This is a genomic window from Tabrizicola sp. YIM 78059 (assembly GCF_004959785.1).
GTDB lineage: Bacteria > Pseudomonadota > Alphaproteobacteria > Rhodobacterales > Rhodobacteraceae > Tabrizicola > Tabrizicola caldifontis.
This window is the reverse complement of the sequence record NZ_SJZH01000006.1, coordinates 203,072-217,580: the sequence shown is the minus strand read 5'-3', so window position 1 is coordinate 217,580 and position 14,509 is coordinate 203,072. Positions and strand designations below refer to the sequence as shown.

The following is a 14,509-nucleotide window of genomic DNA, read 5'->3' as shown; positions in this document are numbered from 1 at the left end:
GACTTATCCGGTCCACGACGCGGAGGCCGCCCATGAAACAGCAGACCCTGACCATGCAAGACGCGAAGAACACCGCCCGGATGCTTTCCGAAGCCTTGCCATACCTGCAACGCTTTTCCGGCGCGGTGGTGGTGGTGAAGTTCGGCGGCAACGCTATGGGCGATGATGCGGCGATGGCCGAATTCGCCCGCGACATCGTGCTGATGAAGCAGGTCGGCGTGCACCCCGTGGTCGTCCACGGCGGCGGGCCGATGATCAACGAGATGCTGACCAAGCTGGGGATCAAGTCCGAATTCGTCCGCGGCAAGCGGGTAACGGACAAGGCCACGGTCGAAGTGGTCGAGATGATCCTGTCGGGCCTTGTGAACAAGCGGATCGTGCAGGCGATAATGGATGCCGGCGGCCGCGCCGTGGGAATTTCCGGCAAGGACGACGACCTGATGGTCTGCGAGGCCGACGACCCCGAACTGGGCTATGTCGGCCGCCCGGTCGAGATGAACGTGCAGGTGCTGCGCGACCTTTACAATGCCGGGATCATTCCGGTGATCGCCCCGGTCGGCACGGGGATGAAGGACAACGAGACCTTCAACGTCAACGGTGACACGGCCGCGGGTGCGATTGCCGGGGCGCTGAAGGCCGACCGGCTATTGCTTCTGACTGATGTGCCGGGGGTGAAGAATGCCCAGGGCGAGGTGATGACCCAGATCACGCCCGAGGAGATTCGCCAGATGACGAAGGAGGGCGTGATCTCGGGCGGCATGATCCCGAAGACCGAGACCGCGCTTATGGCGCTGGAACAGGGCACGCGGGCGGTGACGATCCTTGACGGCCGCATTCCCCATGCCTGCCTGATCGAACTGTTCACCGACCATGGCGCAGGCAGCCAGATCCGGTCAACCGAGCCGCGCGTGAAGCCGCATCCTGGGCGCTGACAGCCTCGGCGGCGCCGCAGCGGGATACCGGTCAGCGCAGCCGGAAGGTTGCCGAATCGCCAGCCCCCTGATCGACGGTAAAGCGCAGCTGTTCGGCGCCGCGCGCCTCGACCAGCTGGCAGTTGTAGGAAATCTTCATGCCGCTCCAGTCCATCTCGCGGCAGAAGTAGCCGTCCTTCCAGTGCCAGGTGCCCGTGATGCCCCAGCCCAGGGCGCTGCCTTCGATCCGGCCGTCGGGCAGCACGCGCAGCGACAGGTTGTAAAGGCCGATCCTGAGCACGCGGTCCTTGACCAGCGACAGGAAATCGCCCTTTTCGCGGACGGGCTCGAAACCATTGGCCGCCGCGGGCAGGGGCGCGGCAAGAAGCAGGACAGACGCAATCACACGCAGCATCGCAGACCCCCCGGGTTCCGTCGACGATGATACGCGCAAGAAGCCGCGCCGGATGAATCGATCAGATGCCGAGAACGTCCATCATGTCGTATTGCCCCGGCTTCTGACCCTGGCCCCACAGTGCGGCCCGAAGCGCCCCCCGGGCAAAGATCGCGCGATCGGTGGCGATGTGGCGCAGGACAACACGTTCGCCCTCGCCAGCGAAGATCACATCATGTTCGCCCACGATGTCGCCGCCGCGGATCGCGCTGAAACCGATGGTGCCCCGCTCTCGCGCGCCGGTGATGCCGTCGCGCCCCGCGACCATTGCATCCTGAAGGGTGACGCCCCGTCCCGCCGCCGCTGCCGCGCCCAGCATCAGCGCGGTTCCCGAAGGCGCATCGACCTTCATCCGGTGATGGGCTTCGACGATTTCCACGTCCCAGTCGGCATCCAGCGCCGCAGCCACCTTCTGCGTCAGCCGCACCAGAAGGTTGACGCCAAGCGACATGTTCCCCGCACGCACGATCACTGCATGGCGGCTGGCGGCCTCGATCCTGGCCAGATGGTCGGGTTCCAGCCCGGTGGTGCCGATCACATGCACGGCCCGGGCCTGAGCGGCAAGCGCGGCGAATTCCACCGTCGCGGCGGGGGCGGTGAAATCGACCACGGCCTGCGCCCGGGCGAAGGCTTCCAGCGGGTCGTCGGTGACCTTCACGCCAAGCGCTGCGCTGCCCATCGCCTCGCCCACGTCACGGCCGATCCAGGGGTGTCCCGGACGTTCCACGCAGCCCACCAGGCGCAGCCTGTCGGACGCCCCTGCCAGCCGGATCAGCGTCTGACCCATCCGGCCCGATGCGCCTGTCACAACCAGTCCCGGTAGATCGTTCATCACAAGCCTCCATGCCTGGGTCTTTTCCCTAGCCTCCATGCCTGGGTCTTTTCCCTAGCCGCTTCGCGCAGGCGTGAGAAGCCCGGCGTTGCGGGGCGCGGCGAAAGGGCCTAAACGGGCGGCATGTCGAAATCACGCCCCACCCATGGCCAAGGCCCCTCGCAGCGGCAGTTGCGCGTGGGCGAACTGATCCGCCGCACGCTGTCCGACGTGCTGAACCGGGGCGAGATCCACGACCCCGACCTGAACGCCATGTCGATCACCGTGGGCGAGGTCGCCTGCTCGCCCGATCTCAAGATCGCCACCGTCTATGTCATGCCGCTGATGGGCTCGGTCCCGGTGGCCGAGGCCATAGCCGCGCTGGCGCGGAACAAGGCCGAACTGCGCCACCGCGTCGCAAGCGAACTGACGCTGAAATATGCCCCTGACCTGCGTTTCCGCCCCGACGAGACCTTCGACCGGCTGGACGAGACGCGCCGGTTGTTTTCCGACCCCGCTGTGAAACGCGACCTCGACGCGCTGGACGAAGAGTGATGCTGCGGCTTGCCCTTGCCCTGATCCTGGCGCCGCTGGCCGCGGGTGCCGCAACGTGCCGCGATACCGTGTTCGAAGGCATGGGCTACACCGTCTGCGAGGTCGCCGCGGGCGAGGACCTGCGCCTCTTTCGTTCTGGGCCCGATGGTGCCTACGGCAGCTTCCGTGCGGTCAACCAGGCCCTCGAGGCCGAGGGCAAGAGCCTGGGCTTCGCCATGAATGCCGGGATGTATCACCGCGACCTGTCTCCGGTCGGGCTGTATATCGAGGACGGCAGCGAGCAGGCCCCCCTGGTCACCCGCGATGGGCCGGGGAACTTCGGCATGTTGCCGAACGGGGTCTTCTGCTGGGACGGCAGCTTCCGCATCATCGAAAGCCGCGCCTTCAAGGCCGACCGTCCCGCGTGCCGCTATGCCACCCAGTCCGGGCCGATGCTTGTGATCGGGGGCAAGCTGCACCCGCGCTTCCTGGCCGACAGCGACAGCCGGTATATCCGCAACGGGGTTGGCGTCAGCCGCGATGGCAGCCGTGCGGTCTTTGCCATCTCGAACGGGCGGGTCAACTTCCACGACTTCGCGCGGTTCTTCCGGGATGCGATGCGCCTGGACGATGCGCTGTACTTCGATGGCAACATCTCGCGGCTTTACGCGCCCGAACTGGGCCGGCATGACGGCGGCTTTCCCATGGGGCCGATCGTCGGCACCGTCGTTCCGAAGGGGTGAATCATGGGTCGCACCAGGAAGGGCCGCGCCGTCAGCGGCTGGCTGATCGTGGACAAGCCTGCGGGGGTGACCTCCACCGCCGTGGTCAACAAGGTGAAGTGGGCGCTGTCGGCCCAGAAGGCGGGCCATGCCGGGACGCTTGACCCCGATGCGACCGGCGTTCTGGCTGTGGCGCTGGGCGAGGCGACCAAGACCGTGCCCTACGTCACGGATGCGCTGAAGTGCTATCGCTTCCGCGTCACCCTCGGAGCGGCGACCGATACCGACGATGCCTCGGGCACAGTGATCGCCACCAGCGACCGGCGCCCGACAGATGCCGAGATCGAGGCCGCGCTGGCCGCTTTCCGCGGCCATATCCAGCAGGTTCCGCCGCAGTTTTCCGCCGTTAAGGTTGATGGCGAACGCGCCTATGATCTGGCGCGCGAGGGCGAAGCGATGGAACTTGCTGCCCGCCCGCTGTGGGTGGAAAGGCTCAAGGTGCTGGGGCGCCCGGATGCCGATCACGTCGATCTTGAGATGGTCTGCGGCAAGGGTGGATATGTCCGCGCAATCGCCCGCGACCTGGGTCAGGCCCTAGGCTGCCTGGGCCACGTCGCATGGCTGCGGCGCGAATGGTCCGGCCCCTTTCGCGCCGATCAGGGCGTGACGCTGGAAACGGTCGATGCCGAGGCTGGCACCGAGGCACTGGACGCGCGGCTTCTGCCGCTGGAACTGGGGCTGGCCGATCTGCCGGAATGGCCCGCCACGCCCGAGGGCGCAGCGCGCCTGCGCAATGGCAATCCCGGCCGGGTGATCGGCCATGCCGAATGGGGCACCGAGGGCTGGGCCAGCCTGGACGGGCAGGCGGTGGCCGTTGGCCACTTCCGGGCGGGAGAATTGCACCCCAGCCGCGTCTTCAACCGTTGAGCCCTTTGCACGGCTGCGGACACACCGCACCGGGCGGAAGGCTCTGGCCTTGCGCGCACGGGGCAGGTAAACGGGGCGCAATTCCGCGGGGGCCACGATGAACGACCAGATCAAGCCGCAGCCAGGCATTCTTGACATTGCCCTTTACGAAGGCGGCAAGGCGCATGTGGCGGGTGTGGCCAATGTGGTGAAGCTGTCGTCGAACGAAAACCCGTTCGGTCCCTCGGACAAGGCAAAGGACGCCTTCGCGCGCACCGTCCACAGCCTGCATCGCTATCCGGTGACCGACCACGCCGACCTGCGCGCCGCCATCGCCGAGGTGCATGGTCTGGACGCAGGCCGCATCATATGCGGCGTGGGGTCGGACGAGATTATCACCTTTCTCTGCCAGGCCTATGCCGGCCAGCGGGACGAGGTCGTGTTCACCGAACACGGGTTCCTGATGTATCGCATCTCGGCCCTGGCTGTGGGTGCGACCCCGGTTGAGGTGCCGGAGCGCGAGCGCACGGCGGATGTCGATGCGATCCTCGATGCCTGCAACCGGCGTACGAAGCTGGTGTTCCTGGCCAACCCGAACAACCCGACCGGCACGATGATTTCGGCCGCTGAAATCGCCCGGCTGGCCGAGAACCTGCCGCCCCAAGCGCTTCTGGTGCTGGACGGGGCCTATGCGGAATATGTCGAGGGTTACGACGGCGGGGCCGCGCTGGTCGATGCGCGAGACAATGTGGTGATGACCCGGACCTTTTCGAAGATCTACGGCCTTGGTGGGCTGCGGATCGGCTGGGGTTATGGTCCGCGGCATGTGATCGACGTGCTGAACCGGATCAGGGGTCCGTTCAACCTGTCCACCACCCAGCTCGAGACCGCCGAGGCGGCGGTGCGCGACCAGGACCATGTGGCCAGGTGCCGGGCGGAGAACAGCCGGATGCGCGGCTGGCTGGCCAATGCCCTGGCCGAGATCGGCGTGCCCTCGGACACCTCGATGGCCAATTTCATCCTGGCCCGCTTTGCCAGCCCGGAAGAAGCCGAGGCCTGCGATGCCTTCCTGCAGAAGCAGGGCCTGATCGTGCGGCGTGTGGCCGGCTACAAGTTGCCGCATTGCCTGCGGATCACCGTCGGCGACGAGGCGTCGTGCCGCCAGGTTGCCCATGCGATCGGGCAGTTCAAGGGGGTGAAATGATCTATCAGCGTGTCGCCCTGATCGGCCTGGGACTGATCGCCTCGTCCATGGCGCATGCGATGCGGGCGCACGGGCTGGCTGGCGAGATCGTGGGCCATGCCCGTTCGGCCGAGACGCGCGCGGTGGCGAGGGATCTGTTCTGCGACCGGGTCTGCGAAACGGCGGCCGAGGCCGTGAAGGGTGCCGACCTCGTGGTTCTGGCGGTGCCGGTGGGCGCGATGGGCGAGATCGCTGCCGAGATCGGGCCGCATCTGAAGCCGGGTGCGGTGGTGACGGATGTGGGGTCGGTCAAACAGGCGGTGGTGGATGCCGTGGCGCCGCACATTCCGCCGGGTGTGCACTTCATTCCCGGCCATCCGCTGGCGGGCACCGAATATTCGGGGCCGAGGTCGGGTTTTGCGACGCTGTTCCAGAACCGCTGGTGGCTGCTGACGCCCTTGCCCGAAACCGACCCTGTCGAGATCGCGCGGCTGCGGAAGCTGCTCGAGGCGATGGGGGCCAATGTCGACGAGATGGACGTAGCCCGGCACGATCTGGTGCTGGCCGTGGTCAGCCACACGCCGCACCTGATCGCCTACACGATGGTCGGTGTGGCCGACCACATGCGGCGTGTTTCGCAGCAGGAGGTCATCAAGTATTCGGCCTCGGGCTTCCGCGACTTCACCCGTATTGCGGCCAGCGATCCGACGATGTGGCGCGATGTCTTCCTGACCAACAAGGACGCGGTGCTGGACATCCTCGGCCGGTTTGCCGAAGAGCTGTTCACCTTGCAGCGCGCCATCCGCATGGGGGATGGCGAGCATCTGCACGCCTATTTCACCCGCACCCGGGCCATTCGCCGCGGGATCATCGAGGCCGGCCAGGACACGGCCGCGCCGGACTTCGGGCGCTCGGCGCCCGCGAAGGAAGGCTAGCCGGTGCGGGGGCTGCTGGCCGCCGCCCTGTGCTGCCTGGCCGTGAAGGCCGGGGCCGAAGCGGTGGACAGATCACCGCGTCCGCTGCCGAACCCCGTGCTGGCTGGATTGGGCGCTGCCCCCCCTGTAGCTGATCCCGCACCGGCGCCCATGCCCGACACCGTGCCGGCCGGCGCGCCAGATGTGAAACCCAGGGCCAGGCCCGAGCTGCAGATGGCAGCAGCGGATGCATCCGTGCAGGCGACAGCTTTTCCACCCGGCGCGATGGCACGATCCCTGCGCCCGCTGGCCCGGCCGCGTGCACTGGTGGAACAGATCGCGGCGCTGCGGGTTGCCCCGGCCGAAATCGGGCTGAAGCTGTCGTCGAGGCCGCCCGAGGCCGAAGTTGAACCGGCCGCAGCGGCCCCACCGCTTACGCCACGCGAGAAGCGGAAGAAAAAGCGCGAGGCAGCCTCGATGCAGGGCGCGGTCTGCGGTGTCGCGGCGATCAAGGGAGAGCCGATTGCCCCCATCGGGTCAAAGGTTTCGGGCTGCGGCGTTGAGGAGCCGGTGCGCGTCACCTCGGTTGCGGGGGTGCGGCTCAGCCAGGCGGCAACGGTGGATTGCAGCATCGCAAGGGCCCTGAATTCCTGGGTGGACGAGGTCGCCCAGCCCGCCTTCAATGGCCAGCTGGCCGAGCTGCGCATCGCCGCTCATTACGTCTGCCGGGGGCGGAACAATGTGAAGGGCGCGAAAGTCAGCGAGCATGGCAAGGGCCGGGCCGTCGATATTTCGGCCTTCGTGCTGGCCAACGGTCGGGTGCTGACGGTGGCGCAGGATTATGACCAGCTTCTGCGCCGGATCTACAGGGCGGGTTGCGGCTATTTCAAGACGACGCTTGGCCCGGGGTCGGACGGCTATCACGAGGATCACTTCCACTTCGACACGTCCGCCCGTGCCGGCGGGGCCTACTGCCGATAGAGCAAGGCAGGAGCTTCGGAGCCGCCCTCTCCTGCGCCGTCGGCCTGTCGTCGGGTCGTGGGGCCGGTCGTGGCGGAATTGTCCGCGAGCCTCAGCCCGCAGGCGGCAAGAGCACCGGCGCAGGGCCGAGCGGCACAGGGCCCAGCGTCATCCAGCCGTTTTCCAGGACGAGCGGCAGTTTCAGCACCTCGGGGTCACCCGTCTGCTGGGCGAGGCTTGCCAGCATCGTTTCGACCGTCTGCAGCAGTTCCGGCCGGACCGCGCCCGAGGCAACCAGGACCGGAAGGATCCGCCGCCAGTTGGTGATGGTGACGTCGATCCGGCCGGCCGCCAGGCCATTGTCATCGGGCGCGATGCGACCGGCAGCCGCCGCCGACAGCTCGCCCCATGTGATCAGCGTGTCAGTCAGCGCCAGTGCAGCGACACGGGGGCGGGTCTGGCCCGCGTGCCGGTCGAGGGGCACCGTAAGCGTCAGGCTGGCACGCAGGCGGATCACCCCGACCGTCGGGGGCAGGCTGTCATCGGGCACCAGCCGCGCAAGCAGCGCCGGGTCGGGTGCAAGCCCGGCGACATCCAGCGACAGATCATAGGCGTTCTGTCCGCCCTCGGCTGCGGCCAGCGACATGACGGCACGCTCTGCCCCAAGCGTCCAGCCTGCGCTGGATCGGGCCTGGAAGGGGCCGGTCTCGGCCACGGCCAGGGCCAGCGGCAGATCGGTCGCCGGACGGGCACGGAGGCTTGCGCGCAACCCCTCGGCCGTGACGGTGACCGCTTCGTCCGGAAGGGTCACCACCTGCTCGGGCGGCAGCACGGCGATGATGTGCCAGGGCTTCCAGGTCATCGCGAAGAGCTGGGCGAAAGGTGCCTGCCATCCGATTCCCGAGACAGGATCGGCATAGCGTATGCCCTCGACCGTCAGGTCGAAGCGGTTCGGGAAGCCCGCAACCGTCAGCCCCGTGCGCTCCGCGGTGGCACCGCGAGCGGCAGCCTCGGCAAAGGCCTGTTCCACGCCCTGACGCACCGCCGAGGATCCCACGAACCAGTAGCCCCACCACAGGCCTGTGACCAGAAGGATCAGAATGAGAAGCTTGCGCATGCAGCGGCCCTTTTCATTGCCCTTGCCCCGGTGTTTACAGGGGCAAGGGGTTCACGGCCAGCCATGCATGGATCACTTTGGGTTTTCGGATACGGGTCGCTGATCTGGGATCCCGGCTTCCCCGTTGCCGAACAGCGCATCGGGCGGGTGGCCGGCTGGCATCGCAGCTTCTGCATGCGCTCGATCCATCACCGGGGCACTGCGGTGAACCCCGGTCTGGTGCTGGCGCTGGATCGTGCGGACGGCGCAAGCTGCCAGGGCATTGCCTTCCGAGTCGTCCCCGGGGCCGAGGCCGAGGCGCTGGCCGGCCTACGCGAGCGCGAACTGGTCTCGTCCGCCTATCTGGAGACCGTGCTGCGGGTCGAGACAGAGGCCGGTCCGGTCGAGGCGCTGACCTATGTCATCGACCCCGATCACGTTCAGTATTGCGGCAGGCTGGATCTGGATGAACAGGCCCGGATCATCGCCCGGGCGCATGGCGGGCGAGGGCCAAACCGCGACTACCTTTGGGCGACGGCTGCGCATCTGGCCGAACTTGGTATCAGCGATCCCGATCTGGAATGGCTTGCGCGGCGCGTGCGCAGCCTGTGCTGACCTTTTGCTTGGCAGCGCGCGTGGGCCTGCTAGTCTTGCGCAAAGGGCAGGAAACAGAAGGGCAGGCATGTCCCAGACCGAGACACGGGGCGCAGAGGTTGCGACGACCTTCAGTCAGCCGATCCGCGCCATTACCCAGATGCTTCTGGTCTGTGCGCTGGTCGGAACCGGGGCCTGGGCGATCCATGGCCAGATCATCGACATCGTCCGTGCCAATCCGCTGCTGAACGGGCTGATCGCCTTCGTTTTCCTGATCGGTGTGCTGACCTGTTTCTGGCAGGTCTGGATCCTGGCGCAATCGGTCTACTGGATCGAGAATTTCGTTCGCGGCACCCCTGGAACCGAAGACAACGCGCCGCCGCGCCTTCTGGCACCGCTGGCCGCGCTGCTACGCGCACGGACGGCGCGAATGTCGATCTCGGCCTCTTCGTCGCGGTCGATCCAGGATTCGGTCGCCCAGCGGATCGACGAGGCCCGCGACATAACGCGCTATCTGATCAACCTGCTGGTCTTCCTGGGCCTGCTGGGCACCTTCTGGGGGCTGGCCACCACAGTTCCGGCGGTGGTCGAGACCATCCGCTCGCTTGCCCCGCAAGAGGGCGAAAGCGGGATGGAGGTGTTTGAAAAGCTGATGAGCGGCCTTGAAAGTCAGCTGGGCGGGATGGGAACGGCGTTTTCCTCGTCGCTGCTTGGACTTGCGGGGTCGCTGGTGCTGGGCCTTCTTGAGCTGTTCGCCGGGCACGGCCAGGCGCGCTTTACCCGCGAGCTTGAGGAATGGCTGTCCTCGATCACCCGGATCGGCTTCACCGGCGAGAGCGACGGTGGCGATCAGGGTGCGCTGGCCGCGATGATCGACCACATGGCCGTGCAGATGGAGCAGTTGCAGCTGATGCACGAACAGGCCGAGGCGGGACGCGCCGCATTCGAGGCCCGGATCGCCGACCTGACGCAGGCTCTTACAGTTCTGGGCGACCAGCGCGGCGACGAAGGCAGCCAGGCCGCCATCCTGCGTCGCATCGCCGACGGGCAGGACCGGCTGATCGCGGTGCTGGCGACGGGCGAGGGTGGGCATGCCGACGCCGAAAGCCGGATGCGCCTGCGGTCGATCGACGTACAGCTGCTGCGCATCCTTGAAGAGATGGCAGCCGGCAGGCAGGAGACACTGGCGGACCTGCGGTCGGACATTGCGGCGCTGACGGCAGCGATCCGCCAGCTGGGCCGAACGGCGGGGCGGGGATAGGTCATGGCCGGCGCACGACGGCGGGACAGTTCGATCATCTGGCCGGGCTTCGTCGATGCGGTGACGACGCTTCTGATGGTGCTGATGTTCGTCCTGACCATCTTCACCATGTTGCAGGCCGTGCTGCGCGACCGGCTGACCACGCAGAATTCTGAACTCGATGCCCTGACGGCCCAGGTGGCGGACCTGGCCAATGCCCTGGGTCTGGAGCGGACCAGGGCTTCGGACCTCGAGGCGCAGATTTCCACGCTGCGGGCGGGGCTGGCGGCAGCACAGGCCGAGGGCGAACGCCAGGCCGGGCTGGTTGCCACGCTGACGGCCGACCTGGCCAGGCGCCAGGCTGAGCTTGAGGCCGCGACAGGGCGGATCACCGCGTTCGAGGCACAGGTCGCCGCCCTGATTCTGGAACGCGACACCGCGCGGGGCGAGGCCAGCCGCCTGGGCGCAACCGTGGCCGAACTTGAGGCTGCGCAAAAGAAGCTGGTCAGCGAAGCCGAGGCGATGTCGCTGGCCCTGGCCAAGGCGCGGGAAGAGATCGACGCCAGCGCCGAGGCGGCCCGGCTGGCGGCAGCCCGGCGCGAGGCGCTCGAGGCGTTGCTGGCCGAAGTGCGCGCCAAGGGCGAGGCCGATGCTGCCGCGCTAGCCCAGGCAACGGAAAAGCTGACCGAGGCCGAGGCTGCGCGCCTGGCCGATGCAGCCGCCCTGCAGGCGCTGCGCGACCGGTTGGCCAACGCCGACACCGAACTGACCGCGATGACGCTTGCGCTTGAGGCGGAACGCAAGCGCGCCGAAGAAACCCTGACCCTGCTGGCGGCGGCCCGGCAGGTGGCAGAGCAGGCCGGGGCAAAGGACGCGGCCCTGGCGGCGGCCGAGGCAGCCCTGACTGCGGAACAGGAAAAGTCGCTGAAGGCGGCGCGCGAGGTCGAACTTCTGAACCAGCAGGTTGCGGCCCTAAGGGCGCAGCTGGGCAGCCTGCAACAGGTTCTGGACGAGGCGAAGGCCCGCGACGCCGAGGCACGGGTGCAGCTGGAAAGCCTGGGGGCCGAACTGAACGCCGCCTTGGCGCAAGTCGCGTCCGAACAGCGCCGTCGGGCCGAACTGGAGGCAGCCGAAGCCGCGCGTCTGGCAGAGGAGAACCGGAACCTTGCCCGCTTCCGGTCGGAATTCTTCGGGCAGCTTTCCGCCCTGCTGGAAGGGCGCGAGGGTGTTCGGGTGGTGGGCGACCGTTTCGTGTTCTCGTCCGAGGTGCTGTTCAATCCCGGTTCGGCCGAACTGGCGCCGGAAGGGCGCGCGCAGATCGCGGGCGTGGTCAGCATCCTGAACGAGATCCGTGACAAGATCCCGCCCGAGATCGACTGGATCATCCGGGTGGACGGCCACACCGACAACGTGCCGTTGTCCGGGGGCGGAGAATTCCGCGACAACTGGGCACTTAGCCAGGCGCGCGCGCTGTCGGTGGTGCGCTACATGCAGAACGAACTGGGCTTTCCGCCCGAGCGGATGGCGGCAACCGGGTTCGGCGAATACCGTCCTGTGGCCGAAGGCGACACCCCGGAGGCCCGGGCGCAGAACCGCAGGATCGAGCTGAAGCTGACCGAACGATAGGGCAAAGGGCGCTTATCGCCCTTAGCGGGACTGTTCGCCGGGCTGCGCTTTGCCGAGTTAGCAACGGCTGCCCGCACGGGCTTGATGAGCGGCCGCCAGGCCCCCTTGCGGGGGCGAGCGATCACTCGGCCGTCAGCAGGGGCGGCTTCTGGCCGGTGAGGCGCGGTTTCTGCGGTTCATCGATGTCCAGAACAATGGCGTCGTCCTTGACCTTGACCCGGACCAAGCCGCCCTTGACCAGCTTGCCGAACAGCAGCTCCTCGGCCAGAGGCTTCTTGATGTGCTCCTGGATCACCCTGGCCAGCGGACGGGCGCCCATCTTGTCGTCGTAGCCCTTGTCGCCCAGCCAGGCGGCGGCTTCGGGCGTCAGCTCGATATGGACGCCACGGTCCATCAGCTGTGCCTCGAGCTGCAGCACGAACTTCTCGACCACCTGCATGATGACCTCCTTGCCGAGGGGGGCGAAGTTGATCACCGCGTCCAGACGGTTGCGGAATTCCGGCGTGAAGGTGCGCTCGATCGCCGCCGTATCCTCGCCCGTGCGCCGGTCACGGCCGAAACCGATGGCGGCCTTGGCCATGTCGGAGGCCCCGGCGTTCGAGGTCATGATCAGGATCACATTGCGGAAATCCACCGTCCGGCCGTTGTGGTCGGTCAGCTTGCCGTGGTCCATCACCTGCAGAAGGATGTTGTACACATCCGGATGGGCTTTCTCGATCTCGTCCAGAAGCAGGACGCAGTGCGGATGCTGGTCCACCGCATCGGTCAGCATGCCGCCCTGGTCGAAACCGACATAGCCCGGAGGCGCGCCGATCAGGCGGGAAACCGCGTGCTTCTCCATGTATTCCGACATGTCGAAGCGGATCAGTTCCACCCCGAGGCTCGATGCCAGTTGCTTGGCGACCTCGGTCTTGCCGACGCCGGTCGGGCCGGCGAAGAGGTAGTTGCCGATGGGCTTTTCCGGCTCGCGCAGGCCCGCGCGCGCCAGCTTGATCGCCGAACACAGCGCCTCCACCGCCTTGTCCTGACCGAAGACCACGCGCTTGAGGGTCTTTTCCAGATCGCGCAGCGTCTCGGCATCGTCCTTCGAGACGGTCTTGGGCGGGATGCGGGCGATCTTGGCCACCACGGCCTCGATCTCCTTGATCCCGAGCGTCTTGCGCCGCTTCGATTCGGCCACCAGATGCTGCGCCGCCCCGGCCTCGTCGATCACGTCGATCGCCGAATCCGGCAGCTTGCGATCGTGGATGTAGCGCGCGGCCAGCTCCACCGCCGACTTGATCGCCTCGTTGGTGTATTTCAGGTCGTGATGCTGTTCGAAATGCGGCTTCAGACCCATCAGGATCTTGATCGCATCGGGAACCGACGGCTCGTTCACGTCGATCTTCTGGAACCGGCGGGACAGCGCCCGGTCCTTCTCGAAGTGCTGGCGGAACTCCTTGTAGGTGGTCGATCCCATGCAGCGCAGCTTGCCGCCCTGCAGAGCGGGCTTGAGCAGGTTCGAGGCATCCATCGCCCCGCCCGAGGTCGCCCCGGCGCCGATCACGGTGTGGATCTCGTCGATGAAGAGGATCGCGTCGGGGTGGTCTTCCAGTTCCTTGACCACGGCCTTCAGCCGCTCCTCGAAATCGCCGCGATAGCGCGTGCCGGCCAGAAGCGCGCCCATGTCGAGCGAGAAGATCGTGGCCTTGGACAGGACTTCGGGCGTCTCGCCCAGCACGATCTTGCGGGCAAGGCCTTCCGCAATCGCCGTCTTGCCTACGCCGGGGTCGCCCACCAGAAGCGGGTTGTTCTTGCGCCGGCGGCACAGCACCTGGATGCAGCGTTCCACCTCGGCCTCGCGTCCGATCAGCGGATCGACATCGCCCTTTAGCGCCTTCACGTTCAGATCGACGCAGTATTTTGACAGAGCCGATTCCTTGGCCTCGCCGGCCTCGGCCTTCGGGGTTTCCTGCGGATCGTCGGCGCCCTGGACGGGGCGCGTCTCGCCATAGGTGGGATCCTTGGCCACGCCATGGGCGATGAAGTTCACCGCGTCATAGCGCGTCATGTCCTGTTCCTGCAGGAAATAGGCCGCGTTCGATTCACGTTCGGCGAAGATCGCCACCAGGACGTTTGCCCCGGTCACTTCCGTCCGGCCCGAGCTTTGCACATGGATCGCCGCGCGCTGGATCACGCGCTGGAAGGCGGCTGTGGGCACGGCCTCGGACCCTTCGACATCGGTGACAAGGGTCGACAGGTCGTCGTCGATGAAATCGGTGAGCGTCTTGCGCAGTTCCTCGAGGTTGACCGCGCAGGCCTTCATCACCCGGGCCGCGTCGGGTTCGTCGATCAGCGCCAGCAGCAGATGTTCCAGCGTGGCGAGTTCGTGACGGCGCGAGTTGGCCAAGGCCAGGGCGCTATGGATTGCCTGTTCAAGCGTGGTCGAAAACGATGGCACGGTTCGTGCTCCTGTCCTGCGGGTCGGGGGGCTTTCGGGCCCGATACCGACCGTGGCCTCATATGCCTAAAGTTCGGTTTTCTTCACCGCACTTCAAGCGCAATCTTCCAGATTTCGG

General features: G+C 67.0%; 14 protein-coding genes. 10 read left to right on the top strand and 4 right to left on the bottom strand.

The genetic code is table 11. The features are described 5' to 3' along the window. Nucleotides 1-53: 53 nt before the first annotated feature. Nucleotides 54-932, top strand: coding sequence for an acetylglutamate kinase (argB, locus tag EZM81_RS10525; protein ID WP_135449712.1), 879 nt, complete (start codon nt 54-56; stop codon nt 930-932). Nucleotides 933-963: 31 nt separating this feature from the next. Here argB and EZM81_RS10520 read toward each other — a convergent pair whose 3' ends face one another. Together EZM81_RS10520 and dapB are read right to left on the bottom strand one after the other, a co-directional pair. Then, the gene (locus EZM81_RS10520; protein ID WP_136645667.1) at nt 964-1,326 is read right to left on the bottom strand and encodes a dihydrodipicolinate reductase; all 363 of its coding nucleotides are present in this window, start codon (nt 1,324-1,326) and stop codon (nt 964-966) included. A gap of 61 nt (nt 1,327-1,387) precedes the next feature. Next, a complete protein-coding gene (gene dapB / locus EZM81_RS10515) occupies nt 1,388-2,197 on the bottom strand; it encodes a 4-hydroxy-tetrahydrodipicolinate reductase (RefSeq protein ID WP_135449487.1) in 810 nt (269 codons plus the stop codon). A gap of 123 nt (nt 2,198-2,320) precedes the next feature. Between dapB and rbfA the strand changes: the two genes are divergently transcribed. From rbfA to EZM81_RS10485, 6 genes are all read left to right on the top strand, one after another. Then, complete coding sequence (gene rbfA / locus EZM81_RS10510; protein WP_136645666.1) at nt 2,321-2,731, top strand: 30S ribosome-binding factor RbfA; 411 nt, start codon at nt 2,321-2,323, stop codon at nt 2,729-2,731. Then, a complete protein-coding gene (locus EZM81_RS10505; protein WP_135449491.1) occupies nt 2,731-3,453 on the top strand; it encodes a phosphodiester glycosidase family protein in 723 nt (240 codons plus the stop codon). The genes rbfA and EZM81_RS10505 overlap by 1 nt, the downstream gene beginning before the upstream one ends. Before the next feature lie 3 nt (nt 3,454-3,456). After that, the gene (gene truB, locus EZM81_RS10500) at nt 3,457-4,359 is read left to right on the top strand and encodes a tRNA pseudouridine(55) synthase TruB (protein WP_136645665.1); all 903 of its coding nucleotides are present in this window, start codon (nt 3,457-3,459) and stop codon (nt 4,357-4,359) included. 97 nt (nt 4,360-4,456) lie between these two features. Beyond that, complete coding sequence (gene hisC, locus EZM81_RS10495) at nt 4,457-5,542, top strand: histidinol-phosphate transaminase (protein ID WP_136645664.1); 1,086 nt, start codon at nt 4,457-4,459, stop codon at nt 5,540-5,542. Then, complete coding sequence (locus EZM81_RS10490) at nt 5,539-6,456, top strand: prephenate/arogenate dehydrogenase family protein (protein ID WP_136645663.1); 918 nt, start codon at nt 5,539-5,541, stop codon at nt 6,454-6,456. Before hisC ends, EZM81_RS10490 begins: the two co-directional genes overlap by 4 nt. Before the next feature lie 150 nt (nt 6,457-6,606). Then, nucleotides 6,607-7,416, top strand: a complete 810-nt coding sequence (locus tag EZM81_RS10485) for an extensin family protein (RefSeq protein WP_248298190.1) — start codon at nt 6,607-6,609, stop codon at nt 7,414-7,416. 91 nt (nt 7,417-7,507) lie between these two features. On the opposite strand, the gene EZM81_RS10480 is transcribed toward EZM81_RS10485, so the two are convergent. Continuing rightward, on the bottom strand, nt 7,508-8,512 hold the full coding sequence (locus EZM81_RS10480; protein WP_136645661.1) for a DUF2125 domain-containing protein: 1,005 nt from the start codon (nt 8,510-8,512) through the stop codon (nt 7,508-7,510). 63 nt (nt 8,513-8,575) lie between these two features. On the opposite strand from EZM81_RS10480, the gene EZM81_RS10475 reads away from it, so the two are divergent. From EZM81_RS10475 to EZM81_RS10465, 3 genes are all read left to right on the top strand, one after another. Next, the gene (locus tag EZM81_RS10475) at nt 8,576-9,106 is read left to right on the top strand and encodes a gamma-glutamylcyclotransferase (RefSeq protein WP_136645660.1); all 531 of its coding nucleotides are present in this window, start codon (nt 8,576-8,578) and stop codon (nt 9,104-9,106) included. A 67-nt stretch (nt 9,107-9,173) separates the two neighbouring features. Then, nucleotides 9,174-10,346, top strand: a complete 1,173-nt coding sequence (locus EZM81_RS10470) for a biopolymer transporter ExbB (protein ID WP_135449504.1) — start codon at nt 9,174-9,176, stop codon at nt 10,344-10,346. 3 nt (nt 10,347-10,349) lie between these two features. Then, nucleotides 10,350-11,951, top strand: a complete 1,602-nt coding sequence (locus tag EZM81_RS10465) for a peptidoglycan -binding protein (protein WP_136645659.1) — start codon at nt 10,350-10,352, stop codon at nt 11,949-11,951. Nucleotides 11,952-12,072: 121 nt separating this feature from the next. On the opposite strand, the gene clpA is transcribed toward EZM81_RS10465, so the two are convergent. Beyond that, on the bottom strand, nt 12,073-14,391 hold the full coding sequence (gene clpA / locus EZM81_RS10460) for an ATP-dependent Clp protease ATP-binding subunit ClpA (protein ID WP_136645658.1): 2,319 nt from the start codon (nt 14,389-14,391) through the stop codon (nt 12,073-12,075). Nucleotides 14,392-14,509 lie beyond the last annotated feature (118 nt).